The sequence below is a fragment of the Candidatus Pelagibacter sp. Uisw_113 genome, assembly GCF_047717815.1.
Taxonomy (GTDB): Bacteria; Pseudomonadota; Alphaproteobacteria; order Pelagibacterales; family Pelagibacteraceae; genus Pelagibacter.
On the sequence record NZ_CP159809.1, the window covers coordinates 324,685 to 347,890 of the forward strand.

The window sequence follows — 23,206 nt, forward strand, 5'->3', positions numbered from 1 at the left end:
TCATGTTGAGTAAGATAAATAAAATTGCAGTAATTGGTACTGGAGTTATTGGTACTGGCTGGATTATTAGAATGTTGGCGCACAACAAAAAAGTTTCAGCATTTGATTTAAATTTTAAACAAAAAGCAATATTAATTAAAGAAATTAAAAGATCCCTTCCATTTGTAAAAAAACTTTATAAAAAAAAATTAATTAATTTAAAAAACTTAAGTTTTAAAACATCATTATTAGAAACATTAAAAGATGTGGATTTTATTCAAGAATGTGTATCAGAAAACTATAAATTAAAAACAAAGTTAATGTCAGACATAGGAAAATATTCCAAACCCAATGCTATTATATCCTCAAGTTCATCAGGATTGTTACCTTCTGTTATTTTTTCAAAATGCAAAAATCCTAATAGAGGAATTATTGGTCATCCATTTAATCCAGTCTACATGTTACCTGCTGTTGAAATTGTACCGGGAAAAAAAACATCTAAATCAATTTTAAAAAAAGCTAATGATTTTTATAAATCTATTTCAATGAATCCTATTGCTGTAAAAAAAGAGTTACCAGGATATTTGGCTGATAGGTTGCAGGAAGCTTTATGGAGAGAGGGTCTCCATATCATTAATGAAGGCTATGCAACAACAGAGGATTTAGATAGAGCAATAGAGGATGGACCTGGTTTAAGGTGGTCATTAATAGGTACCTTTTTAACCTTTCATTTAGCAGGTGGAAAATCAGGAATGAAACATATGTTGGAGCAGTTCGGACCAGCTTTAAAATTACCTTGGACAAAATTAAAAGCCCCAAATTTATCAAAAAAATTAATTAAAAGATTAGTAGATGGAACTAAAAAGCAAGCAAAAGGAAAGTCAGTAGCAAAAATTTCAAATATCAGAGATGAATATTTATTAGATTTATTATTAATGAGAAAGAAATACGAAAAAAAATTAAGATAAATTAATCATTTCTTTCTGTGTGACCATCTACAGAGATTACTTGTCCTGAAACTTTGCTAGAATCGTCTGAAATTAAAAATGAGCACATTTTTCCAATATCTTCTTCTAAGATCCATTGTTTCATTGAGCTCATCGAAACAAAATCTTTTTCAATTACTTTTGTTGAAATTTTAGTAAATTTTGATTTATCTCTTATTACTCTTTTCATTCTATCGCCCTTAATAGTTCCTGGACAAACAGCATTAACCCTAATATTAAATTTTCCAAGCTCCATGGCCAATGTTTTTGTGACACCAATTATTGCCCATTTGCTTGCAGCGTAAGGAGAACGAAGTGGAAAGCCTAGTATTCCGGCTGTCGATGAAATATTAATTATTGATCCGTTCTTAGATTTTTTAATTAGAGGTATAGATTTTTTAGTAAAATAAAAATGGCTATTAACATCTACATGCAAAGTATTTTCCCAATCTTTTGATTTTAATTTTTCAAGAGAACCTGTGGGTCCAGCAATACCTACGTTATTAATTAAAGCATCAATTTTCTTAGTTTTTTTTTTAACTTTTTCGAAAAAATCGGAGACTTGATATTCATTTGAAGCATCACAAAGATAAGCAAATAATTTTTTATTTTTTAAAGGATGTTTGTTCAATTTACTTAGAGACTTACTGTCTATATCACAAAGATAAACATAAGCACCTCTAGCAAGACAAATTTTTGTAGTTGCCCAACCAATCCCAGAAGCACCAGCTGATATAATAATCTTTTTATTTTTTAATGATTGGTTAATCATTAATTATGTTTTTGTTAAAGATTCTTGAAGTTCTTTATTGGTTATATATCCCTTAACATTTCCACTTTTATCAACAACCTCACAGTTAGCACTTGTGCATACTATTTGGGGTAAAAATTCTTCAATGAATTGATCTTCTTGGACTTTGATTAAATTTGATTTATCAATTCCATTAATCTCATTTACATTTTTCATAATAACTTTTGCTTTAATTACCCTTGCTCTATTAACGTCTTTAACAAAAGCTTTTACATAATCATCTGCAGGTTTCATTATTATATCTATAGGTGTTCCAACTTGAACTAGTTTTCCAGCATTTAGTATTCCAATATGATCACCCAATCTTAATGACTCATCTAAATCATGGGTAATAAAAATTATTGTTTTTTTTAACTCTGATTGAAGATCTATTAATTGTTTTTGCATATCACTTCTAATTAAAGGGTCTAATGCACTAAAGGCTTCATCCATTAACATAATATCAGAATTTGTTGCTAAAGCTCTTGCTAAGCCAACACGTTGTTGCATTCCACCAGATAATTGATTTGGAAATTGGTTTTCAAAACCATTAAGACCAACGTCATCAATTTTTTCCATAGCAATTTTGTCTCTATCTTCTTCTGATTTACCTTGCATCTCCAAACCATAGCCAACATTTTGCATGACAGTTTTGTGTGGAAATAAACCAAATCTTTGAAAAACCATACTAATACGATTTCTTCTCCAATCAATTAACTCCTCTGGATTACAATTCATAATATTGGTACCATCAATGTGAATTTCACCCTCTGTCGGATCAATTAGTCTATTTATATGTCTTATTAATGTAGATTTTCCTGAACCAGATAAACCCATACAAACAAAAGTTTCACCTTCTTCTATATTTAAAGAAACATTATCTAATCCTACCGTATGTCCAGTTTGTTCTAGAATATCATCTTTTGTTCCACCATTTTTAACCATGGGCATTATAGATTGTGGTTTATTGCCAAAAATTTTATAGATATTTTTAATTTCTATTTTTGACATTATTTTTTTATTTCCTTGGTGGGAGAATTTCTTTCTTGAAGTGTTTCGCCATAAGATTGAGTAATTCTATCCAGTACAATTGCCAATAATACAATTGCTATTCCTGCTTCTGCAGCTCTACCAACATTTAATTGTTGAAGACCTAGAAGAACTTCATCACCCAAACCTCTTGTTCCAATCATTGATGCGATAACAACCATCGATAATGCCATCATTGTACATTGGTTAACTCCCTGCATAATATTAGGTAGTGCAAGTGGAATTTGCACTCCCCATAATTTCTGTTTTTTGCTAGCTCCAAAGGCGTCTGCTGCTTCTGTAACCTCTGTATCAACCAACCTAATACCTAGATCAGTTAATCTAACTAATGGAGGTACAGCATAAATAAAAGTTGCAATGATTGCTGGAACAGCACCAAGACCAAATAACATTATCCCTGGAATTAAATACACAAATGCCGGAATTGTTTGCATTAAATCTAGTATAGGAAGAATTTTCTCTCTTACCCTGTTAGCTCTAGACATCCAAATTCCTATTGGAACACCAATAATGAGACATAAAAATATACTAATTAACATAATTGAAGTAGTTTCAATTGCCTTATCCCAGAAACGAGGATGTAAAAATCCAATAAAAAATGTACAAAAACCTACTGCAACAGTAGTTTTGATTTTTTTACCACTTGCATAATAAGCAAGTATTACAACACCAATAATTACTAAAGGCCATGGAGCTTGAACTAAAAAGTTTTTCAGTCCCATTAACATTGCAAGTAAAACATTATTTATTGCCTCAAAGATAAAACCATAATTTTCATTAAGTGCTTTGAACCATTTATTAATTAATGGCATTAATGGTAAATCTAACCATTTTGGCCAATCACTTAACCATGAAAAATCTTTAAATAATTCACCTACAGTTTCAGGTTTTCTTTTCGATGAATTATAACTTGAAATTAATAACCATATAAAAATTCCCAATAGACTTAAGTTAAATAAATTTTTTTTATTTTTAAACATATGATTATTTCTTTTTTTGTGAAGAAAGAGCCCCGTAGGGCTCTTTCAAATTATTTGTTACGTAAAATTAAAGTGCTGCTTTTACTTTTTTAGCAACATCAGCAGGAACCCATGAAGTCCAAGCTGACTCTGATTTTAAGTATTCTCTAGCTGTTAAATCCATGTCACCATCTGACTCATCTTCATAGTAGGCTAACATTCTATTAACAGTAGCAGTAGGAATTGAGTACTGCGATAAGAACTTAGTTTCTGCAGGATGAGCGGCAGCCCATTTAGTCAATACAGATTTAGTTAACGCCATATCTCTGTATTCACTAGCACAAGATTTAGTATATGCCTCTGGTCCTTCTGCTTTGATTTTTTCAACAACTACAGACATATCATCCCAACATTTTTTGCTCCACTTAGGTTCAGTTAATCTAACTAGATCAACTTTACCCATTAAGCCAGTAGGGGCCCAATAGTATGTAAAAATAGGTTTCTTTTTAGCAAAAGCACCTGCAATAGCAGCATCTAACGCTCCTCCAGAACCTGGATCAAAATTTGTATAAAGTTCATCTAAACCATACTCCTTTTGTTTAACCAAGTTTACAGTGTAACAAGTCCAACCTGAAATACAGCTAGTCATTCTACCTTTTGAAGGGTTTTCAGGATCTTTAAATAGTGCAGCTATTTTAGGATCTTTCATATCTTCAACAGATTTTAAATTGTATTTATCGGCTGTAGTTTTGTCCACGTAGAAAGCTTGTTGTGAATCTGGCGTATTAACTCCAATATTTTTAATAGTACCAGCCTCAACATGTGGCTCATAGTTTGCTATAATATTGTCATACCAAACCTCAGTGATTACATCTAGTTGACCATCGTAGTGGGCAGCCATAATAGGTGTTGTACTTCCTTTTGTTACCGTAACATTACATCCGTATCCTTTTTCAAGAATGAAAGAAGTAATTGCTGTATGAATATTAGCACTACTCCAATCAAAATCTCCCAATCTCGCTTTACAAGCAGCATTCGCACTAGTACCTACTAATGATAATGTCGATATAAAGAAGGCCGAAAGAACCAATCTTTTTAAAAACTTCATATTTTCTCTCCCTATAGTTAAGTTTTATTGAGGACAGTTAATAAGGTATGACTTTGAAATTCAAGTAACAATTTAATTTACAACTATAAATTGCATTGAAAAGTAGGTAAAACTAAATAATCATAGGGATATGACAAGTATTTCAAAAGTAGAAAAAAATAAAAAAAATCTACTTATTAAATGGAGCGATGGAGAGGAGAGCAGCTTTAACTATTTTTGGCTGAGAGATAATTGTCCTACAGCACACGATAAAGATACCAATCATAGAATGTTTAACATTCTTGAAGTTTCAAAAAATTTAATTGCTGAAGAATCAAAAGTAAATGAAGAGGGAAAATTAGTAGTAAAATGGAGTGAGGGAAATCATATAAGTTACTACGATCCAAAATGGCTTAGAGAAAATTGTTATACGATAAAAAACAAAGAAAAATATAATTCTCCCTATCAATTATGGGATAACTCTTTAGAAAACAATTTAGAATCTGTAACCATTGATCACGATAAAATTTTAAATAGTGAACAGGGTTTACTAAAATGGCTTGAGCTTTTACATTACAAGGGAATAGCAATTGTTAAAAATACACCAATTGGAAAAGAGTCTGCATTTCCAGTTTTAAACAGAATAAGCCATACAAGGCAGACTTTTTTTAATACACCGTTTGAAGTTATTAATGTTCCAAAACCAAATAACTCAGCATATACGGCACATGCCTTAAGAAATCATATGGACCTACCTTGGTTCGAGACACCCCCTGGTTACCAGTTTCTTCACTGTTTGGTTAATTCTGCAGAAGGAGGAAATTCTTCATGTGTAGATGGATTTGCAGTGGCAGACTATTTAAAAAAGAACGAAAAAGAAATTTTTAACACCCTTGTAAGTGTACCTCTTAAATTTAGAGATAAAGATTATACGCAAGAAACGGTTAGAAACTTCCATGCTCCTGCGATTTCACTAACTAAGGACGGAGACTATAATGATATAAGATTTAGTGTAGCTACAATGGATACGTTAGACTGCCACCCTGATATTATGGACAAGGTATACGAAGCACATCGTAGATTTGGAAATCTTTTACACGATGATAAATTTCAAATTAAGTTTAGATTAGAATCAGGTGATATTTTTTCATTTAATAATAGAAGAGCCCTTCATGGAAGAACAGCTTTTGATCCAAATTCTGGTCATCGTCATTTACAAGGATACTATATGGACAGAGATGAAATTTTGGGAAGGTTAAACTTTTTAAAAAAATAATCTTATAAATTTTCAAATATTAAATTATTGTTTTTATTATATTTGTTAAATTCTAATTTTGTTTTAATCGTATAATAATATTTTTCAATTTTTAAATTCTGGATATTTCTACTTTTTAAATAAGATTTATCTAATATTAAAAAATTAATATTTTTATTGTTTGATTTTTTAATTATTTTTTTAATACTTGTTGGTGGTGAAAAAGATAATCCTACTTTGGTATTTTTTTTAATTTTTAGAAGATTATAAATATTTTCATGCTTAAAGGAAATGAATACACTTTTTGTAAATTTTGATGTTTCTTTTAAGAGCTTTTTTAGAAGAGATTTTGAAAAGATTGGTTTGATTTCAATGTGTAGGGGGTACCTATTTTTTGAGCATTTCAACAAGTCTTTTAAGAGTGGAATTGGTTTGTTATACTTACTGCTAATTGCATTAATCTGAGAATAATTAAGATTTTTTATGCTTAGATTTTTTTTAAAAGTTCTTTTTAAAGTAAAATCATGAAAACAAATAAATTCACAATCTTTTGTTGCATGTATATCTGTTTCAATCCCATAGCCTTTTTCAAATGAATGTTTAAATGATTTTAAAAGATTTTCTTTGTAGTTTTTATTTACAATTCCCCTATGTATTAAGTGCATATTAATTGTTCAGTTTAGTAAATACACAGATTTTATTTCTATCAAGATCTCTAATGTAACAATAATAATCATCCGATCTTATCCCTGGAGTTCCCTCATCTTTTCCGCCTAACTTAATTCCAAGGTTATAAAAATTATCAACAGTTTCTTTTGAATCTACTACGAATGATATTTGTGTACCGTTTCCATAAGTTGCTTTTTCTTCATTAACAGGATTAGTTACATAAAACTCAATATATCCAGATTCTTTTTTTGATGAATACCCTGCGTATTTTTTATTGGTCACTATTCTTTTTAAATCTATTACTTGAAGCAAATGGTCATAAAACTTAATTGCTTTATCAAGGTCATTAGTCCCAACCATTACAAATCCAATCATAAGTTATTTCCAACCAGTCACAGTTTTAACTTCTAAGTATTCTTCTAAACCCCAAACCCCACCTTCACGCCCATTTCCTGATTGTCTAAATCCACCAAAGGGGGTTCCTGGATCTGCAGCATTACCATTTATATACACGCAGCCTGATTTAAGTTTTTTTGCAACTCTATGAGCTTTTTCTTTATCTTCAGTTTGTAAATAATTTCCTAAACCATATTCAGTATTATTAGTAATTTCTATTGCCTCTTCTTCTGTCTCAAAAGGAATGATGGATAGAACAGGGCCAAAAATTTCTTTTTTTGCTATTCCCATATCATTGGTAACATTTGTAAAAATTGTTGGCTTAATAAAGTAACCTTTATTTAAATTGTTTGGTAGGTCGGGGCCACCTGCTGCTAATGTAGCGCCTTCTTCAATACCACTTTTAATTAGATTAATGATTTTATCATATTGAGTTTTTGAAACTACAGGGCCAATATGATCTCCTTTTTTTGAGGCTTCATCTACTTTTATTAGATTTGCTTCTTCTGCAGCTTCTTTAATAGCTCTTTGATAGATAGATTTTTCAACCAACATTCTTGTTGGCGCATCACATGATTGCCCAGAATTACTCATAACATTCCTAATTCCATCTCTAACTGCATTAGGGTAAGAGTCAGCAAACACAATGTTTCCACCTTTGCCTCCTAACTCTAGACAGACTCTTTTGATTGTTTCAGCGGCATTTTTAGAAATTAATCTTCCAGCTCTTGTTGATCCGGTAAATGAAATCATATCAACATCGGGATGACCAGATAAATGTGTCCCAACTCCAGCCCCATCACCATTAACTAAATTAAAGACACCTTTTGGAAAGCCAACCTCATCAATCATCTCAGCAAATAACATTCCTGAAATAGGAGCAATTTCTGAGGGTTTTAAAATCATTGTGCACCCAGTTGCTAATGCAGGAACAACTTTTAAAGCAATTTGGTTAATAGGCCAATTCCAAGGAGTAATCAGTCCACAAACACCAATTGGTTCATAAGAAATATGGTTATTGGATTTTTCATTAAAGTGTTCGTCAAATTTAAAATTTTTAAGTCTTAGAATAAAATCTTCTAAATGTGATCGACCAGAGGCAGTTTGTACTTCTGTTGCCCAATCCATAGGAGCACCCATTTCTAACGATATAGCTTCAGCCATTTCTCTAGACCTTTTTTTATAAACAGAGAGTAATTTTTCTAGATAGTCTAAGCGGTCTTCTTTGGTAGTTTCTTTCCATGTTTCAAAAGCATTTTTTGCAGATTTAATTGCAGCATTCGTATCTTCTTTTGAACCTAAAGAAATGATTGCACATGGATCTTCGTTACATGGATTGATTACATTAAAGTCATTTGGTTTTTTTGGCTCAACCCATCGACCATTGATATAAAATTTTCTCTTATCTAACATAATAACACTTTAGCATGATAACTATATTTCATATCCCTTTTTTTCTTGTTCATTATCAATTAACTCATCTGGAAACCCATCTGCTCTAAAATCTACATTGTTTAAATCTTCCATTCTCTTAACAATCATTGAAGACCAAGCTCTTGAGCCATATTTTTTTTGACCATCTTCAAATATTTTAACAATTAAGGGAGAAATTTCTAAAGGTACATTTAACTTTTTAGCTAAATTATTAAACAGACCAGTATCCTTAAGAACAAGATCCATTGTGAAATTAATATTATATGAGCCATTTAAAATTACTTGGCTTTCAGTTTCATGAACAAATGAATTTCCAGAGGAAACAGCTATACCTTTATAAACTTTTGATAAATCTAAATTAGATTTCTTAGCAACAGTCCAAGCTTCGCCAAGAGCAACTAAATGAGTAGAGGCTAAATAATTTGTAATTACTTTTAAAACAGTTGCTGAACCAAGTTCTCCAGTATGTAAAATTTTGCTACCCATCATAGTTAATGCAGATAATATCTTTTCAAAAGCATTTCTTTCACCGCCAACAAATATAGCAATATTTCCTGTAGCTGCTCTATGACAGCCTCCACTAACTGGGCCATCAAGTGGTATTGCTCCTTTTTCTCTAACAAACTTACCCAATCTTTTTATTTCAGACTCATCGGTAGTGCTCATTTCAAGCCAAATTTTATTTTTAGTAAGTCCATTTATGACTCCATCTTTTGCTTCCATCACTTCAGCACAAATTTCTGGAGAGGGGAGACATGTTATTATTAAATCAACTTGTTGTGCTAACTCTTTAGGGGAATTTGCAATTTTTGCACCTTTATTTTTAAAATCTTTTGTAAGGTTTTCATCTAGATCTCTAACAGTTAATTCAAATTTGTTTCTTAATAAACTATGGGCAAGTTTACCACCTACATTTCCAAGTCCTATAAAGCCAATCTTCATTATAATCCCATATTTTAATTAATTACTTTTAGCTAATATACTTAAGATTTTAGCTTGTTGAAATATACTCAACTTCAGAAAAACGATCTGTTGGAAAAATCCAATAAAATTCCAAGGTTTCTTTTCCAGTATTTTTTAAAGCATGCTCAGCATTTCCTGCAATATAAACTACATCACCTTTCTTAATCTCTTCAAGTTCACCAGATTTATTCAATATTCCTGTGCCATTAGTAACTACATATATTTCTGCAGGTGAATGATAGTGGAGTGTTAAGTTACCCCCTGGAGTAATCTCTGCAAAACCAAGTGAAAGCCCAGAACTTCCCATAAAATCTGCATCAATTAAAAATTTCCACCTAACACCTGGATATTTCTCGGTTGTTGACCACTCTTGGTCAGAGACGGTTTTAAGGTTTTTTACAAATATCATACACAATTACAACTTATGGCTTATTTTTTAGGCTGATCTAAAAATGTTTTTAAAGAATCGTCCATTGCAACTTCCCATTCTGTGTGATGTTTTGGACCAATTGAACCAGTCACAGGTGAAGCAAATGACTTATTTCTATAAGTCATTATATTTTCTACTTTATGATGTTCCCATTCTTTAAAAGTTTTTCTAATTAATTCAAAATCAATTTTAGGATAATCAGATAAATCATGAAGTTCTTTAGTATACTCAGTTTGGAAATCGATCATTTGATCTGCATTTTCTAACTTTTCTTCAAGAGATACCCATTTATTAATGTCTTTTTCAATTTCTGAATCATTTGGAACTTTAATTTTTCCCATTATAACATCTCTTGCAAACCAAGCCTGACAATCAAACATATTAAAAGTATGAAATTGATCTTGCATACCCAAATATATTAATTTGTGATTATTTTGCCAAACCACACCTTTATATAATTTTGGTGGATATAATCGGTTGCCTGTTTTTAATTTAAGATCCTCAGTTATAAAAGGAAAGTGATGAAGATATCCTGTACATAAAATTATAGCATCTGTTTCCTGTACATGACCGTCTTTAAATATTGCCTTATTACCCTCAAGTCTATCTAAGTGAAAAACTTCTTTCATTCCATTGGGCCATTTAAATCCCATTGGATTATGCCTGTAAGCTATGATCACACTTTTTGCCCCATATTTATGACACTGAAGAGCTACATCTTCAGCAGAATAACTACTTCCTAAAACAACAACATTCTTACCTCGAAATTCTTCTGCATCTCTAAAATCATGAGAGTGCATTATTCTTCCAGGAAATGCTTTCATTCCAGGATATTCTGGGATGAATGGAACTGAAAAATGACCAGTAGATACGATTACATAATCAAAAATATCTTTTGAAATTTTATCATTTTTTTTATCACGATAAGTAACTTCAAAGCTATTACCTTCATAAGAAACATTAGTAACAGAGGTGTTAAATTTTATTTTAGATTTTAAATTTCCTTTTTTAGCTCTACCTAAGATATAATCGTATAAAACTTCTCTAGGTGGAAAAGATGGAATTGGTTTCCCAAAGTGTTCATCAAATGAATAATCTGCAAATTCTAGACATTCTTTAGGACCATTAGACCAAAGATATCTATACATACTATTAGGTACAGGGTCGCCGTATTGGTCAGAACCTGTTCTCCAACTGTAATTCCATAAGCCTCCCCAATCTTCTTGTTTATCAAAACAAACTATTTCAGGTATTTTTTCACCTTTTTTTTCAGCTTGTTCAAAAGATCTCAAAGCGGATAAACCACAAGGTCCAGCACCAATAATTGCTACTTTTGTCATAAAATCACCTCTCCCTAATAAATTTATAACTGTACTTTACCAACAAAATGCTAAAAATTAATATAAAAAAATACAGTATTATGAAAAAAATTATTATTATTGGTGCTGGAGCAATGGGGTCAGCATTCGCTGTACCATGTTTAGAAAATAAAAATGATGTAACGCTCATCGGCACCCATCTTGAGGATAATTTAATAAATAAAATTCAATTAAATAATAATTTCCATCCAGCCTTAAATATTGAATTACCATCAAAATTAAAGGTAGAAAAATTTGAAAAATTACAAACAATACTTGAAGGTGAGGTAGATATAATTGTTGCTGGAGTGAGTTCTGTAGGAATTGAATGGTTTGTTAATCAGATATCAAAAAATTATAAAAAAAATCTTCCAATTATTTTATTAACAAAAGGTTTAGCCATTGAGGACAATGAATTAATAACACTTTCAGATAAAATTAAAAAACTTCTCAAGGAAAAGGGTCATGGAGAAGTAAATATTTCAGCAATCAAAGGACCTTGTTTAGCGGCAGGTCTTGCATATAAAATGAGAACAGGCACTGTTATCGCAAACCCGGATATTAAAGAAACAGAAAGATTAAAAAAAATTATATCAACAAATTATTATTCGACAGAAGTGTCAGATGATTTAACTGGCATTGAGTTATCAGGTGCAATTAAAAATATTTATTCAATGTTAATTGGAGCTTCTGAAGGATTAAGCAATTCAAAAGCACCTAAAGAAATTCAATCTAAATATTATTTAAATACATCAGCCTCATTAATCCATAGATCAATTTCTGAAATGGTTGAATTTGTTTCTTTCTATGGAGGAAGAGCAGAAACTGTTTATGGCTTAGCTGGTTTAGGTGATTTATATGTAAGTGCAATAGGGGGAAGAAATAGTTTAATGGGAAAATATTTAGGTGAAGGATATTTATATAAAGAAGCTAAAGAAAAATTTATGAAAAATACTACAGTAGAGGGTGCGCAACTTGCATTAGAAATCGGACCTAAAATTTTACAAGACCTTAATTCTAAACATTTTCCATTAATGTTTAGTATGCTAAACACTATATGTGAAAATAAGAAATTAGAAATTCAATGGTAAAAAATATATTAATATTTGTTTTTATAGTGCTTGGAATGGTAGTTATTCTAAATTTTAGTGATTATAATTTAAAAAGAGCTGTCGATGCCTGCCTAGCTGGAAGTCAAAAATTATCTAAATCAAAAATTACAGATCTTGAAGAAGCTAAAAAATTTTGTGAAGAAGAAATTAAAAAAAATAAAAATTAAAAAGAGATCAATAAATGAAGTCAAATTGGAATTATCCAACAACCATGTGGGTTGGAAAGGATAGGATTAAAGATCTAAGTATTGCTTGCAAAAATTTAAACATTAATAAACCATTGTTAGTGACTGATAGCGGTCTTGCTAAATCAAAAATTGTAATCAATGTTCTAGAGAATTTAAAAGAAGGTGGTATTTCAGCTGAATTATATTCAGATGTTGTGGGTAATCCAACTGGCACCAATGTAACTGAGGGTGCTGATTATTATAATAAAAATAATTGTGATGGAGTAATAGCTTTTGGAGGGGGTAGTGGCTTAGATGTTGGTAAAGCTATTGCATTTATGTCAGGCCAAACCTTACCTATTTGGGATTTTGAGGATGTTGGTGATAATTGGACTAAAGCGAACTCTGACAAAATTGCACCAATTATTGCTGTACCAACAACTGCTGGAACAGGATCGGAAACAGGACGAGCATCTGTAATTTTAAATGAAGAAACTGGTGTAAAAAATATAATTTTTCATCCTAAATTTTTACCTTCAATAGTTATTTTAGATCCAGTATTAACACTTAGTTTGCCTACAAAGATTACAGCTGCAACTGGTATGGACGCGCTAGCTCATAACTTGGAAGCATATTGTGCACCAGGATATCACCCAATGGCTGATGGAATCGCTTTAGAGGGTATGAGGCTAATTAATGAATGGTTATTTGAAGCATTTAACAATGGATCAAATATTGAAGCACGACAAAATATGTTAACAGCAGCAAGCATGGGATCAACAGCATTTCAAAAAGGGTTGGGGGCAATTCATTCATTAAGCCATCCAGTAAATGCTTTAAATAATATTCATCATGGTTTATCTAATGCAATATTCATGCCTTACGTATTAACTTTTAATAAAGATGTAATTGAAAAAAAAACAATAAAAATTTGTGATTATTTAGAGCTTAAAGATAGATCTTTTGATGGTTTTGTTAACTGGGTTTTAGATTTAAGAAAAAAACTAGATATGCCTCACAAATTATCAGAAGTGATTGATGAAAAGGATTTTGATATTGATAGATTGTCAAAAATGGCCTTAGCAGATCCATCTACTGGAGGAAATCCAAAAAAATTAACGGAAAATGATATGAGAACAATGTATCAGCATAGTATGAGTGGAGAATTGTTTAAATGAGTAATTTGAATATTTTAATTGTTGAGGGAAATATTAGAGAAGATAGTGAGTTTTTTATTAAAGCAGCTGGAAGTTCTGCAGCAGATAATTTAAAAAATTTAATTTTAAAGATAGAACCATCAGCAAATACAGAAATCATAAATCCTGGTCATGATGATGAGACAACGAATGCTCTAAAAAATATGAGTAAATATAAAGGCATTGTGTTTACTGGTGGTGCAATGAGAATAAATGATATGACAGATGTCATTAAGAAACATATCAATTTTGCATCTAATTGCTTTAATCATAAAAATAAGATTTTAGCAATTTGTTGGGGATTACAAGTCTGCTCAACAGCGGCTGGGGGCAAAGTAAATCCTGGAAAAAATGGTGCCCATATTGGAATTGCATCAGATGTAATTATTAACAATGAAGGTGAAAAACACTTTATATACAAAGATAAAAAAAAAGTTTTTACCTCACCAGCATTCAATTTTGATGAAGTAAGTGAATTGCCAAAAAATACCACTCTTTTATCAAGTGACAAAGTTAACAATGTAATGGGTGTTAGCTTTAATGCAGGAAGCTCAGAAATTATCGGCTTACAATATCATCCTGATTATGAATATTTTCAGATGCTTAATCTTATTAATGGTCGTAAAGAGCGATTATTTGTAAATAAAAATTTTTTAAATGAAGAGGAGTATGAAAACCATGTCTCATATATAAAATCTGAAAATGAATTATTAGATTTTAATAATAGAACATGTGAGTTTAGAAATTGGCTAAATTATATAAAGAACTAATTTTAAAATAGACCTTCAATTTCACCATCTTTATTAAGCTTAATAGAGTCTGCTGCTGGAACTCTTGGTAGACCAGGCATCGTCATAACAGCACCACATATAACAACAATAAACTCTGCTCCTGAAGAGAGTTTAATTTCTCTAATTGGCAAAGCATGACCTGTTGGTGCACCTTTTAAGCTTGGGTCTGTTGAAAAGCTGTATTGAGTTTTTGCAATACAAATTGGGAAATCTCCATAACCAGCATCTTCAAAGCTTTTTAATTGATCTCTAATTTTAGTATCAGCAATAACCTCATCTGCTCTATAAATTTCTTTTGCAATTGTTTCTATTTTTTTAAATAGAGGAGTTTTGCTCTCATATAAAAATTTGAATTTATCTTGGTTTTTCTCACATAATTCAGCAACATGGCTTGCAAGCTCTTTCGTGCCTTCACCACCATTTGCCCAATGAGTACAGAGACTTGCTTTAACACCAATAGTCTCACAAAATTCTATCAAAGCTTTTACTTCATTCTCTGTATCTTTAATAAAATGATTAACAGCTACTGCAACGGGTAAACCAAATTTCTTTACATTTTCAACGTGTCTTTGAAGGTTAACTAAACCTTTTTTTAAGGCTTCTACGTTTTCTGTTTTAAGGTCATCTTTTGCTACACCACCATGCATTTTTAAAGCTCTAATAGTTGCAACAATTACAACACAGCTAGGTTTCAAATCTGATTTTCTACATTTAATATCAAGGAATTTTTCTGCACCAAGGTCTGCACCAAATCCTGCCTCAGTAACAACATAGTCAGCAAGTTTAAGTCCAGTCTTTGTTGCAATTACAGAATTACAACCATGTGCAATATTAGCAAAAGGTCCACCATGAATAATTGCAGGATTGTTTTCTAAAGTTTGAGTAACATTAGGTCTAATTGCATCCTTTAATAATACAGTCATCGGACCTTGTGCTTTTAAGTCTTTAGCATAAACAGGTTTTCTATCTCTAGTATAGGCAATTGTAATATTTCCTATTCTCTTTTCTAAATCTTCTAAATCATTTGATAAGCAAAAGATTGCCATGATTTCAGATGCAACCGTTATATCAAAACCATCTTCTCTTGGAAAACCGTTTGCAACTCCACCTAAGTTTATATTGATAGATCTTAAAGAACGATCGTTCATATCCATTACTCTTTTCCAAACAATTCTTCTAACATCGATATCTAATTTATTTCCCCAATAGATATGGTTATCAATTAATGCTGACAACAAATTATGAGCTGATGTTATTGCATGAAAATCTCCAGTAAAATGTAAATTAATTTGTTCCATTGGAACTACCTGAGCATAACCACCGCCAGCTGCTCCACCTTTCATTCCAAAAGAAGGCCCAAGGCTTGGTTCTCTTAAACAAACAATCGATTTTTTTCCAATTTTATTTAATCCATCATTTAAACCAACTGAAGTTGTAGTTTTACCCTCACCAGCTGGAGTAGGAGTGATCGCTGTCACCAATATAAGTTTTCCATTTGGTTTATCTTTTAAAGTATCTAAATATTCTAAATTAATCTTTGCAATGTGTCTGCCCATTGGACTAAAAGCTGAGCTTTCATCTGGTACATTTATCTTGGCTAAAATATCATTTATAGGTTGCATTTTAGCTTCTCTAGCTATTTGAATGTCCGACTTAACTTCGCTCATTTGAAACTCCTATAAGATTTATTTTTTAATGCTCAATTGATATCCTATTTTAATTTTTTGGAAACTTCTAAAAAATATATATAAAAAAAATAAGAACTATTTATATTCGTTTGTATAAAATTATTTTATGCAAAAATATTCTATATTCAATTTGATCAAAAATGCTTTCACTGGTCATCAAAATTGGGATTTAGCCTGGAAAGATCCTACTCCTAAAAAAGAGTATGATGTTGTCATAATTGGTGGTGGTGGGCATGGTTTAGCTACTGCATATTATTTAGCAAAAGAGCACAATATTACTAATGTCGCCATTATTGAAAAAGGATGGATAGGCGGTGGAAATGTTGGAAGAAATACCACAATCATTAGATCAAACTATATGCATGACGACAATGCTTTATTTAGTGAGTTTGGAATGGATCTGTGGAGAAAAATGAGTCAGGATTTAAATTACAACGTGATGTTTTCTCCAAGAGGAATTATTAACCTTGCTCACTCTGATGCTCAGATGAATGTTTTTGCAAGAAGAGGAAACTCAATGCGATTAAATGGCATCGATGCACTTTTATTAAATAGAGAAGAAGTGAAAGAAATTATTCCAATGGCTGATTTTTCAGACAATGTAAGATTTCCTATATTTGGTGGACTGATGCAACCAAGTGCTGGAACTGCAAGACATGATGCTGTTGCATGGGGTTATGCACGTCAAGCAGATTCAATGGGTGTAGATATAATTCAAAACTGTGAGGTAACAGGCTTTGACGTTGTCGGTGGAAAAATTCAGGGAGTTAGAACTTCACGTGGCGATATTAAAGTTAAGAAAATTGGACTGTGTGTTGCAGGCAGTACAAATATTTTAGCAGAAAAATTAAATATGACGATACCAGTTGAGACACACCTTTTACAGGCTTGTGTTTCAGAACCAGTTAAACCTGTTTTAGATAGAGTTGTAACTTTTGGTGCAGGTCATTTTTACATAAGTCAGTCTGATAAAGGTGAGATGGTAATGGGAGGAGATTTGGATGGCTATAATAGTTATGCGCAAAGAGGAAACCTTCCTACACTTCAGCATGTTTTAACAGAAGGAATTGCAATGATGCCATTTCTTAGTAAATTAAAAATGCTTAGAACTTGGGGTGGGATAATGGACATGTCTATGGATGGTTCACCCATAATAGATAAAACTCATATTGAAGGATTATACTTAAATTGCGGATGGTGTTATGGCGGATTTAAAGCAACACCAGCTTCAGGCTGGACATTTGCACATACAATTGCTCAAGATAGAGTTCATAAATTAAATGCTGGATATAGTTTGAGTAGATTTAACACAGGTCACTTACTAGATGAAAAAGGACTTGGAACTAAAACATGGATTTCATAAATGCTTCACATTAAATGCCCCCACTGTGGCATGAGATCTCAAAATGAATTTTCATACGGTGGTGATGCAACTGTTAAAAGACCAGAGCTTAATAAAAAAATTTCAGATCAAGATTGGGACAACTTTGTCTATAATAGAAAAAGTTTAAGAGGAAAACACAAAGAGTTATGGCAACATATATCAGGATGTAGACAGTGGATCAAAGTAGAAAGAGACACCGCAACTCACGAAATATTTAAAACAGTTAAAGCTAGCGAAGATATTTAATATGACACAAAATTATAGACTAGATAATATTGGACTAATAAATAGAGACAAAAAAATCTCATTTAAATTTAATGGTGTAACTTACTTCGGTTATAAGGGTGACACCTTAGCTTCAGCATTGCTTGCTAATGGAGTTCATTTAATAGGAAGAAGCTTTAAATATCACAGACCTAGAGGTTTTTTTGGCGCAGGTGTTGATGAACCATATGCAATTGTTCAATTATATAGAAATAACGAAACTGAGCCGAATGTAAAAGCTACAGAACAAGAGCTATTTGAAGGTTTGGAAGCAACAAGTGTTAATTGTTGGCCGAGTGTTAATTTTGATATTGGTGCTATCAATAATTTATTAAAAGTATTTCTTCCAGCAGGATTTTATTACAAAACATTTATGTGGCCAAAAAGTTTTTGGTATAAGGTTTATGAACCATTTATAAGAAAAGCAGCAGGACTTGGGGTTGCATCAATTGAACATGATAAGGAAAGATATGAACATAAATATGAGTATTGTGATTTACTAATTGCTGGTTCAGGACCCTCTGGTTTAGCAAGCGCATATGCTGCAGCTAAAAATGGAGCAAGAGTAATTTTAGCCGAAGACAAACCTAGATTCGGGGGAACTTTATTAACAAGCGAAGTTAATATTGGAAATCAAACAGGAAAAGAATGGGCAGAAAATATTATTTCTGAACTTAAAGAAATGCCTAATGTTATTGTCAAAAATAGATCTCAAGTATTTGGTTACTACGATCATAATATGTTAGTGATGTCAGAAAAATTAAGTGATCACCTACCTAAAACTAAAAAATATAATCCAAAACAAAGACTTTGGTATATTAGAGCTAAAGAAGTTTTAATCTCATCAGGATCAATTGAAAGACCTTTAGTATTTGGAAACAATGATACACCAGGAGTGATGCTATCTTCTGCAGCAAAAGAATATTTAAAAGTTTATGGTGTTTTAGTTGGTAAAAAACCTCTAATATTTACAAATAATGATAGTGGATATGAAACGGCTATAGAATTTAAAAAAAATAGTGTTGACCCTATTATTTTAGATACAAGAAAAGATCCCAAATCAGAAATCATAGATGAAGCAAAAAAATTAGATATTAAAATTAAACTTTCTTACGTAGTAGTTGCGGCTAAAGGATATAAAAAAGTTAAATCTGCAGAAGTTGCAAAAATTTCAGAAGATAAAAATGAATTAGGAACTTTAGAAACTATTAATTGTGATTGCATTTGTGTTTCAGGATTTTGGACACCAACAATACACTTAGCTTCTCAATCAGGAAATAAAACTACATTTAATAAAGATATTGATGCTTTTGTGCCTGGAATATCAAAACAAAATGAAACAACATTAGGTGCTGCAAATGGAACTTTTACATTAGAAGAAACTTTAAAAAAATCATTTGAAAGTGGATATGAACTTTCAAAAAAAATAACTAATAATGACAATAAAACATCATCACCAACAGTTATGGAAAAAAAATCTACTACACATGATAAATTTTGGTGTGTACCTTTGCCTAAAGGAAAAACATATAAAAGATTTTTAGATTTCCAAAACGATGTAGCGGTTTCAGATATAGAAATTGCACTAAAGGAAGGTTATCGATCTATAGAACATGTAAAAAGATATACGACACTAGGAATGGCCACTGACCAAGGAAAAACAAGTAATCTCAACGGTTTGCAACTGGTTTCAAATATAGAAAATAAAATAGTACCAGAAGTGGGTCATACAACTTTTAGACCTCCATATACACCAGTTACTATCGGTGCAATTGTTGGAAGGGAAATTGGTAAACAATCTAAGCCAACAAGAAAATCTCCTATGCATACTTGGCATGAAAAAAACAATGCAGTGTTTGTAGATGCGGGTGTTTGGTTGAGACCAAGGTATTATAAAATTGGAGAAGAAACTCTATTTGAAGGTTCAAAAAGAGAAGCTAAAAATGTTAGAACAAATGTGGGTGTTTGTGATGTAACTACTTTAGGTAAAATTGATATTAAAGGACCTGATGCTGCAGAACTATTAAATAGAGTTTATACTAATGCTTGGCTAAAATTACCCGTTGGTAAAGCAAGGTACGGCGTAATGTTAAGAGAAGATGGAATTGTTATGGATGATGGAACAACAACAAGAATCTCTAAAAACCATTACCATATGACAACAACAACAGCACAAGCTGCAAATGTTTTGTCTCATCTAGAATATTATTTACAACTTGTTTGGTCAGAACTAAACGTAAATGTGGTTTCAACTACAGAGCAATGGGCTGGAGCAGCAATCGCAGGACCAAAATCTAGAGACTTATTACAAAAATTATTTCCAAATATTGATGCTTCTAACGAGGGTTTACCTTTCATGGGATATCAAGAAGCTGATCTATTTGGAGTTCATGCACGAATTTTTAGAATTTCATTTTCAGGAGAACTTGCTTATGAAGTAAATGTTGAATCTGACAATGGAAACTTTATGTGGGAGAAAATAATGGAAGTAGGGCAAGAATTTAAAATTCAACCCTATGGAACTGAAGCATTATCAACTCTAAGAATTGAAATGGGTCACATAGCAGGATCAGAACTAGATGGCAGAACCATTCCTTATGATAATTCTTTAGAAGGACTCGTCAGTAAAAAGAAAGACTTTATAGGAAAGCGTTCTTTAGATAGAGAGGCATTTATAGCAGAAGATAGACAAAAAGTAGTAGGCGTTGTTCCAATTGATAAGAAAACAAGTATCCCTGAAGGATCACATTTGGTTAAAGATTCAAATGCTCCGATACCAAACCCTAAATTAGGATATATATCTGCGTCTTGTTGGAGTGTTGAACACGATAATCCGTTTTCATTAGCAATTCTTAAGGATGGAAAGAATATGATAGGTCAAAAACTATTTGCAATGTCACCTTTAAAAAATAAAACAATACCTGTAGAGATAGTTTCGTCACACTACGTAGATCCAAAAGGTGAAAGGGTAAGATCATGAGTTCAATTTCTGCTTTAAAGAGCACACATATCAAAGGACTATTTGGTGATCATGAAGAAAAAAATGATAATGAACTGTTAAAAGTAAGGGAATTAAGTAATTTTTTAATCATTCAAATAGTTAAACATAAGAGCTCAATAGTGGTTATTGAAAATATCAAGATAGATAATCTGAGCTTAAAAAATGAAACTCTAAATATAAGCTGTAACACTGATACAAGAATTTTGTGGAATGGCCCAAATAACTGGCTTTTAGTTTCTTCAAAAAAAGAAACTCTTAAAGAAATTAATGAAAAATTACTAGAAGCAGATTTTGCTATAACAAATGTATCTCATAGTAGAGCAATAATTCAAATAGAGGGAAAAAATACAAAAGAGATATTAAAAAAAGGATGTCCCTTTAATTTTAATGAATTAAAAAAAGATACTTGTTTAAATTCAACTTATAACGGAATGTCAGTCACAATTGACATGCTTGATGATAATCCAGACAAAGTTAGAATATTCACTCTAAGAAGTTTTGGAGAATCTTTTTATCATTCTATTACCGATGCATGTTTAGAGTTTGGATATGAAGGAGTTTAAAATTTATTGCTTTCTAGTTGCAATATAAACACCAAGAGTTGCTACAGCAAAACCTATTAGGTCTAGATTATTTAATTTTTCGTTTAAAAATAACCAAGCCATTATTGCTGTAGTTGGTGGTATTAAAAAAAATATAGAAACAGTTTTACTTGCAGAGTTATTTTTTATTAAATACATCAAGATTGTGAATGCTCCAAAAGATACAAGAAATATCTGATGACTCATTGCTATAAGAAATGTGGATGTAAAATTAATATAAGGTTCACTAAAAATAAAAATAACTACTATATGAAAAAAACAGCCACCTATTGCTTGATACATATTGCTGACAGACAAAGGTAAATTATTACTTATCTTTTTTTGCCACAAGGTAGAAGTTGTAATAGCTAACAGAGCTATAAAAGAAGCTATCACTCCAAGCACAGGGAGGCTTGATCCAATATCAAAACCCAAAACTAAAGCAGCACCAATAAATCCAAGGACCACCCCAATCCACTGTTTGAAAGTAACTTTTTCACTCAAGAATTTTCCTGCTAAAGCATTAGTTAAAATTGGCTGCAAGGTTACAATTAATGCAGCAATACCTGTTGGCATTCCTATTGAAACTGAATAAAAAACACCTCCCAAATAAACACCATGAAAAAGCACGCCACTAAAAAGTGATTGAAAAAGGTTTCTAGTATTGGTTAAAATTTTTTGTTTTGCATAAATTGAAAAAATAAAAAAACCAAAAGCTACAACAAAAAATCTAAAAGCTAATGCTGCAAAAGGATCACTATTGTCTATTATAGGCTTTGTGGTGACAAATGCTGAAGACCACAAAATAACAAAAATAAAAGGAAAAATTTTAATCATTTGTTAAATATAGGTTAAATTTTTACAATATTACTTAATTAAGGCCCATAATGAATATATTCTATCTTGAGTTGTGTAATAGAAATAAATAAAGTTATTTAAATAAAATGTTTTTTAAAAATTTAATTATTGGAATACTTTTAGCAAGCTTTCTATCTGGCTGTGCTCAAAATGCTGCTTTATTAGGACCAGCATACACATTAGCTACAACTGGTAATGTTTATCAGGCTAGTTTTACCTATGGAAGTAATGAAATAATTACTAAAACTACTGGAAAGTCTGTTGCTCAAAATTTTAAAGAGGCACTAGTTCTACAAAAAGAGGATACTGAATTTCAAAAATTAGTTAAAAAAAATATTGAAGAAACTAGAAAAAAATTAAATCTTTCTAATCAGTAATATTTAGCAAAAGTTGTTCAGACTGATTTGTTTCTTTACACCATAGTTCGTAACTTTCACACATACGCCATAAGAATTGATGAGCTCTATTAGAGGCATCGATTAGAGTATTATTTTCAGTCTCGTAAAGCTTAGGAATTCTAATTAAATTCTTAATTGTCATATCTTTTTGAATTTCTAAAAGTTTAATGGTTTCATCTGGTATTTTATTTCCAGTATCTTTGTCTAGATATTCATTTTTATTTAATTCATTGAACCATTCGTCATGTAGTGCACCAGTGCTTAATTTTGTAAATTCATTAGTTTCCATGAATTTATTAATAGCTTGCTTTACATCGATGTCAGGATATCTATTTTTTTCGATGGAAACGTAGGAGTAAATAATTTCAGCCACATGTATAACATATGGTTTTTTGACTTTAGTGTTCATT

Annotated in this window: 24 protein-coding genes; 11 read left to right on the forward strand and 13 right to left on the reverse strand. The window is 31.4% G+C overall.

Annotated elements, in window-relative coordinates:
* The first annotated feature begins 2 nt into the window (after positions 1–2).
* Positions 3–947: a 3-hydroxyacyl-CoA dehydrogenase NAD-binding domain-containing protein gene (locus ABXT39_RS01665; protein WP_415295527.1), complete on the forward strand. Its 945-nt coding sequence runs from the start codon at positions 3–5 to the stop codon at positions 945–947.
* Between the two features lies 1 nt (position 948).
* Here the strand turns inward: ABXT39_RS01665 and ABXT39_RS01670 are convergent, their stop codons facing one another.
* From ABXT39_RS01670 to ABXT39_RS01685, 4 genes are all read right to left on the reverse strand, one after another.
* Positions 949–1,737 (reverse strand): SDR family oxidoreductase, encoded by a 789-nt coding sequence (locus ABXT39_RS01670; RefSeq protein ID WP_415295528.1) that lies wholly within the window; start codon positions 1,735–1,737, stop codon positions 949–951.
* 3 nt (positions 1,738–1,740) lie between these two features.
* The gene (locus tag ABXT39_RS01675) at positions 1,741–2,766 is read right to left on the reverse strand and encodes a quaternary amine ABC transporter ATP-binding protein (RefSeq protein WP_415295530.1); all 1,026 of its coding nucleotides are present in this window, start codon (positions 2,764–2,766) and stop codon (positions 1,741–1,743) included.
* A complete protein-coding gene (locus tag ABXT39_RS01680) occupies positions 2,766–3,785 on the reverse strand; it encodes an ABC transporter permease (RefSeq protein WP_415295532.1) in 1,020 nt (339 codons plus the stop codon). Before ABXT39_RS01680 ends, ABXT39_RS01675 begins: the two co-directional genes overlap by 1 nt.
* A gap of 67 nt (positions 3,786–3,852) precedes the next feature.
* The gene (locus ABXT39_RS01685; protein ID WP_415295534.1) at positions 3,853–4,872 is read right to left on the reverse strand and encodes a glycine betaine ABC transporter substrate-binding protein; all 1,020 of its coding nucleotides are present in this window, start codon (positions 4,870–4,872) and stop codon (positions 3,853–3,855) included.
* 130 nt (positions 4,873–5,002) lie between these two features.
* Between ABXT39_RS01685 and ABXT39_RS01690 the strand changes: the two genes are divergently transcribed.
* Positions 5,003–6,127 carry a TauD/TfdA family dioxygenase gene (locus ABXT39_RS01690; RefSeq protein ID WP_415295536.1) on the forward strand — a complete coding sequence of 375 codons (1,125 nt, stop codon included), beginning with the start codon at positions 5,003–5,005 and terminating at the stop codon, positions 6,125–6,127.
* Between the two features lie 2 nt (positions 6,128–6,129).
* Here ABXT39_RS01690 and ABXT39_RS01695 read toward each other — a convergent pair whose 3' ends face one another.
* Genes ABXT39_RS01695 through ABXT39_RS01720 form a run of 6 tightly spaced genes read right to left on the reverse strand, consistent with a single transcriptional unit; the run spans position 6,130 to position 11,338 of the window.
* A complete protein-coding gene (locus ABXT39_RS01695) occupies positions 6,130–6,771 on the reverse strand; it encodes a glycerophosphodiester phosphodiesterase family protein (protein ID WP_415295538.1) in 642 nt (213 codons plus the stop codon).
* Position 6,772: 1 nt separating this feature from the next.
* Positions 6,773–7,150 carry a VOC family protein gene (locus ABXT39_RS01700; protein WP_415295539.1) on the reverse strand — a complete coding sequence of 126 codons (378 nt, stop codon included), beginning with the start codon at positions 7,148–7,150 and terminating at the stop codon, positions 6,773–6,775.
* A 3-nt stretch (positions 7,151–7,153) separates the two neighbouring features.
* Positions 7,154–8,584 carry an aldehyde dehydrogenase family protein gene (locus tag ABXT39_RS01705; RefSeq protein ID WP_415295541.1) on the reverse strand — a complete coding sequence of 477 codons (1,431 nt, stop codon included), beginning with the start codon at positions 8,582–8,584 and terminating at the stop codon, positions 7,154–7,156.
* A gap of 21 nt (positions 8,585–8,605) precedes the next feature.
* Entirely contained in the window at positions 8,606–9,547 is a 942-nt protein-coding gene (locus ABXT39_RS01710) for an NAD(P)-dependent oxidoreductase (protein ID WP_415295543.1), read from the reverse strand.
* A gap of 49 nt (positions 9,548–9,596) precedes the next feature.
* Positions 9,597–9,977 carry a cupin domain-containing protein gene (locus ABXT39_RS01715; RefSeq protein WP_415295545.1) on the reverse strand — a complete coding sequence of 127 codons (381 nt, stop codon included), beginning with the start codon at positions 9,975–9,977 and terminating at the stop codon, positions 9,597–9,599.
* A 20-nt stretch (positions 9,978–9,997) separates the two neighbouring features.
* Positions 9,998–11,338 carry an NAD(P)-binding domain-containing protein gene (locus ABXT39_RS01720; RefSeq protein ID WP_415295546.1) on the reverse strand — a complete coding sequence of 447 codons (1,341 nt, stop codon included), beginning with the start codon at positions 11,336–11,338 and terminating at the stop codon, positions 9,998–10,000.
* An 80-nt stretch (positions 11,339–11,418) separates the two neighbouring features.
* Here ABXT39_RS01720 and ABXT39_RS01725 point away from each other — a divergent pair, with 80 nt between their 5' ends.
* The 4 genes from ABXT39_RS01725 to ABXT39_RS01740 are packed head-to-tail and all read left to right on the forward strand — an operon-like array spanning position 11,419 to position 14,601.
* On the forward strand, positions 11,419–12,447 hold the full coding sequence (locus ABXT39_RS01725) for a 2-dehydropantoate 2-reductase N-terminal domain-containing protein (protein WP_415295547.1): 1,029 nt from the start codon (positions 11,419–11,421) through the stop codon (positions 12,445–12,447).
* Entirely contained in the window at positions 12,441–12,635 is a 195-nt protein-coding gene (locus tag ABXT39_RS01730) for a hypothetical protein (RefSeq protein WP_415271419.1), read from the forward strand. The genes ABXT39_RS01725 and ABXT39_RS01730 overlap by 7 nt, the downstream gene beginning before the upstream one ends.
* Positions 12,636–12,649: 14 nt before the next feature.
* Positions 12,650–13,813 (forward strand): iron-containing alcohol dehydrogenase, encoded by a 1,164-nt coding sequence (locus ABXT39_RS01735; RefSeq protein ID WP_415295548.1) that lies wholly within the window; start codon positions 12,650–12,652, stop codon positions 13,811–13,813.
* On the forward strand, positions 13,810–14,601 hold the full coding sequence (locus tag ABXT39_RS01740) for a glutamine amidotransferase-related protein (RefSeq protein ID WP_415295549.1): 792 nt from the start codon (positions 13,810–13,812) through the stop codon (positions 14,599–14,601). The genes ABXT39_RS01735 and ABXT39_RS01740 overlap by 4 nt, the downstream gene beginning before the upstream one ends.
* A gap of 2 nt (positions 14,602–14,603) precedes the next feature.
* Here ABXT39_RS01740 and ABXT39_RS01745 read toward each other — a convergent pair whose 3' ends face one another.
* A complete protein-coding gene (locus tag ABXT39_RS01745) occupies positions 14,604–16,289 on the reverse strand; it encodes a formate--tetrahydrofolate ligase (RefSeq protein WP_415295550.1) in 1,686 nt (561 codons plus the stop codon).
* A 127-nt stretch (positions 16,290–16,416) separates the two neighbouring features.
* On the opposite strand from ABXT39_RS01745, the gene ABXT39_RS01750 reads away from it, so the two are divergent.
* The 4 genes from ABXT39_RS01750 to ABXT39_RS01765 are packed head-to-tail and all read left to right on the forward strand — an operon-like array spanning position 16,417 to position 21,522.
* Complete coding sequence (locus ABXT39_RS01750; RefSeq protein WP_415295551.1) at positions 16,417–17,673, forward strand: sarcosine oxidase subunit beta family protein; 1,257 nt, start codon at positions 16,417–16,419, stop codon at positions 17,671–17,673.
* Positions 17,674–17,940: a sarcosine oxidase subunit delta gene (locus ABXT39_RS01755; protein ID WP_415295552.1), complete on the forward strand. Its 267-nt coding sequence runs from the start codon at positions 17,674–17,676 to the stop codon at positions 17,938–17,940.
* Between the two features lies 1 nt (position 17,941).
* Positions 17,942–20,938 carry a sarcosine oxidase subunit alpha family protein gene (locus ABXT39_RS01760; protein ID WP_415295553.1) on the forward strand — a complete coding sequence of 999 codons (2,997 nt, stop codon included), beginning with the start codon at positions 17,942–17,944 and terminating at the stop codon, positions 20,936–20,938.
* Positions 20,935–21,522 carry a sarcosine oxidase subunit gamma family protein gene (locus tag ABXT39_RS01765; protein WP_415295554.1) on the forward strand — a complete coding sequence of 196 codons (588 nt, stop codon included), beginning with the start codon at positions 20,935–20,937 and terminating at the stop codon, positions 21,520–21,522. Before ABXT39_RS01760 ends, ABXT39_RS01765 begins: the two co-directional genes overlap by 4 nt.
* Before the next feature lie 3 nt (positions 21,523–21,525).
* Here ABXT39_RS01765 and ABXT39_RS01770 read toward each other — a convergent pair whose 3' ends face one another.
* Complete coding sequence (locus ABXT39_RS01770; protein ID WP_415295555.1) at positions 21,526–22,377, reverse strand: DMT family transporter; 852 nt, start codon at positions 22,375–22,377, stop codon at positions 21,526–21,528.
* Between the two features lie 107 nt (positions 22,378–22,484).
* Between ABXT39_RS01770 and ABXT39_RS01775 the strand changes: the two genes are divergently transcribed.
* Positions 22,485–22,775, forward strand: coding sequence for a hypothetical protein (locus ABXT39_RS01775; RefSeq protein ID WP_415295556.1), 291 nt, complete (start codon positions 22,485–22,487; stop codon positions 22,773–22,775).
* Here ABXT39_RS01775 and ABXT39_RS01780 read toward each other — a convergent pair.
* Positions 22,765–23,205, reverse strand: coding sequence for a hypothetical protein (locus tag ABXT39_RS01780; protein WP_415295557.1), 441 nt, complete (start codon positions 23,203–23,205; stop codon positions 22,765–22,767). The two genes, ABXT39_RS01775 and ABXT39_RS01780, sit on opposite strands and share 11 nt — an antisense overlap.
* Position 23,206: the final 1 nt, after the last annotated feature.

Coding starts and splice junctions, on each gene's coding strand:
- ABXT39_RS01715 (WP_415295545.1), bottom strand. CDS start 9,977: ATGATATTTGTAAAAAACCTTAAAACCGTCTCTGACCAAGAGTGGTCA.
- ABXT39_RS01695 (WP_415295538.1), bottom strand. CDS start 6,771: ATGCACTTAATACATAGGGGAATTGTAAATAAAAACTACAAAGAAAAT.
- ABXT39_RS01670 (WP_415295528.1), bottom strand. CDS start 1,737: ATGATTAACCAATCATTAAAAAATAAAAAGATTATTATATCAGCTGGT.
- ABXT39_RS01735 (WP_415295548.1), top strand. CDS start 12,650: ATGAAGTCAAATTGGAATTATCCAACAACCATGTGGGTTGGAAAGGAT.
- ABXT39_RS01685 (WP_415295534.1), bottom strand. CDS start 4,872: ATGAAGTTTTTAAAAAGATTGGTTCTTTCGGCCTTCTTTATATCGACA.
- ABXT39_RS01765 (WP_415295554.1), top strand. CDS start 20,935: ATGAGTTCAATTTCTGCTTTAAAGAGCACACATATCAAAGGACTATTT.
- ABXT39_RS01700 (WP_415295539.1), bottom strand. CDS start 7,150: ATGATTGGATTTGTAATGGTTGGGACTAATGACCTTGATAAAGCAATT.
- ABXT39_RS01745 (WP_415295550.1), bottom strand. CDS start 16,289: ATGAGCGAAGTTAAGTCGGACATTCAAATAGCTAGAGAAGCTAAAATG.
- ABXT39_RS01750 (WP_415295551.1), top strand. CDS start 16,417: ATGCAAAAATATTCTATATTCAATTTGATCAAAAATGCTTTCACTGGT.
- ABXT39_RS01770 (WP_415295555.1), bottom strand. CDS start 22,377: ATGATTAAAATTTTTCCTTTTATTTTTGTTATTTTGTGGTCTTCAGCA.
- ABXT39_RS01690 (WP_415295536.1), top strand. CDS start 5,003: ATGACAAGTATTTCAAAAGTAGAAAAAAATAAAAAAAATCTACTTATT.
- ABXT39_RS01775 (WP_415295556.1), top strand. CDS start 22,485: ATGTTTTTTAAAAATTTAATTATTGGAATACTTTTAGCAAGCTTTCTA.
- ABXT39_RS01730 (WP_415271419.1), top strand. CDS start 12,441: ATGGTAAAAAATATATTAATATTTGTTTTTATAGTGCTTGGAATGGTA.
- ABXT39_RS01755 (WP_415295552.1), top strand. CDS start 17,674: ATGCTTCACATTAAATGCCCCCACTGTGGCATGAGATCTCAAAATGAA.
- ABXT39_RS01665 (WP_415295527.1), top strand. CDS start 3: ATGTTGAGTAAGATAAATAAAATTGCAGTAATTGGTACTGGAGTTATT.
- ABXT39_RS01740 (WP_415295549.1), top strand. CDS start 13,810: ATGAGTAATTTGAATATTTTAATTGTTGAGGGAAATATTAGAGAAGAT.
- ABXT39_RS01760 (WP_415295553.1), top strand. CDS start 17,942: ATGACACAAAATTATAGACTAGATAATATTGGACTAATAAATAGAGAC.
- ABXT39_RS01710 (WP_415295543.1), bottom strand. CDS start 9,547: ATGAAGATTGGCTTTATAGGACTTGGAAATGTAGGTGGTAAACTTGCC.
- ABXT39_RS01705 (WP_415295541.1), bottom strand. CDS start 8,584: ATGTTAGATAAGAGAAAATTTTATATCAATGGTCGATGGGTTGAGCCA.
- ABXT39_RS01780 (WP_415295557.1), bottom strand. CDS start 23,205: ATGAACACTAAAGTCAAAAAACCATATGTTATACATGTGGCTGAAATT.
- ABXT39_RS01720 (WP_415295546.1), bottom strand. CDS start 11,338: ATGACAAAAGTAGCAATTATTGGTGCTGGACCTTGTGGTTTATCCGCT.
- ABXT39_RS01725 (WP_415295547.1), top strand. CDS start 11,419: ATGAAAAAAATTATTATTATTGGTGCTGGAGCAATGGGGTCAGCATTC.
- ABXT39_RS01675 (WP_415295530.1), bottom strand. CDS start 2,766: ATGTCAAAAATAGAAATTAAAAATATCTATAAAATTTTTGGCAATAAA.
- ABXT39_RS01680 (WP_415295532.1), bottom strand. CDS start 3,785: ATGTTTAAAAATAAAAAAAATTTATTTAACTTAAGTCTATTGGGAATT.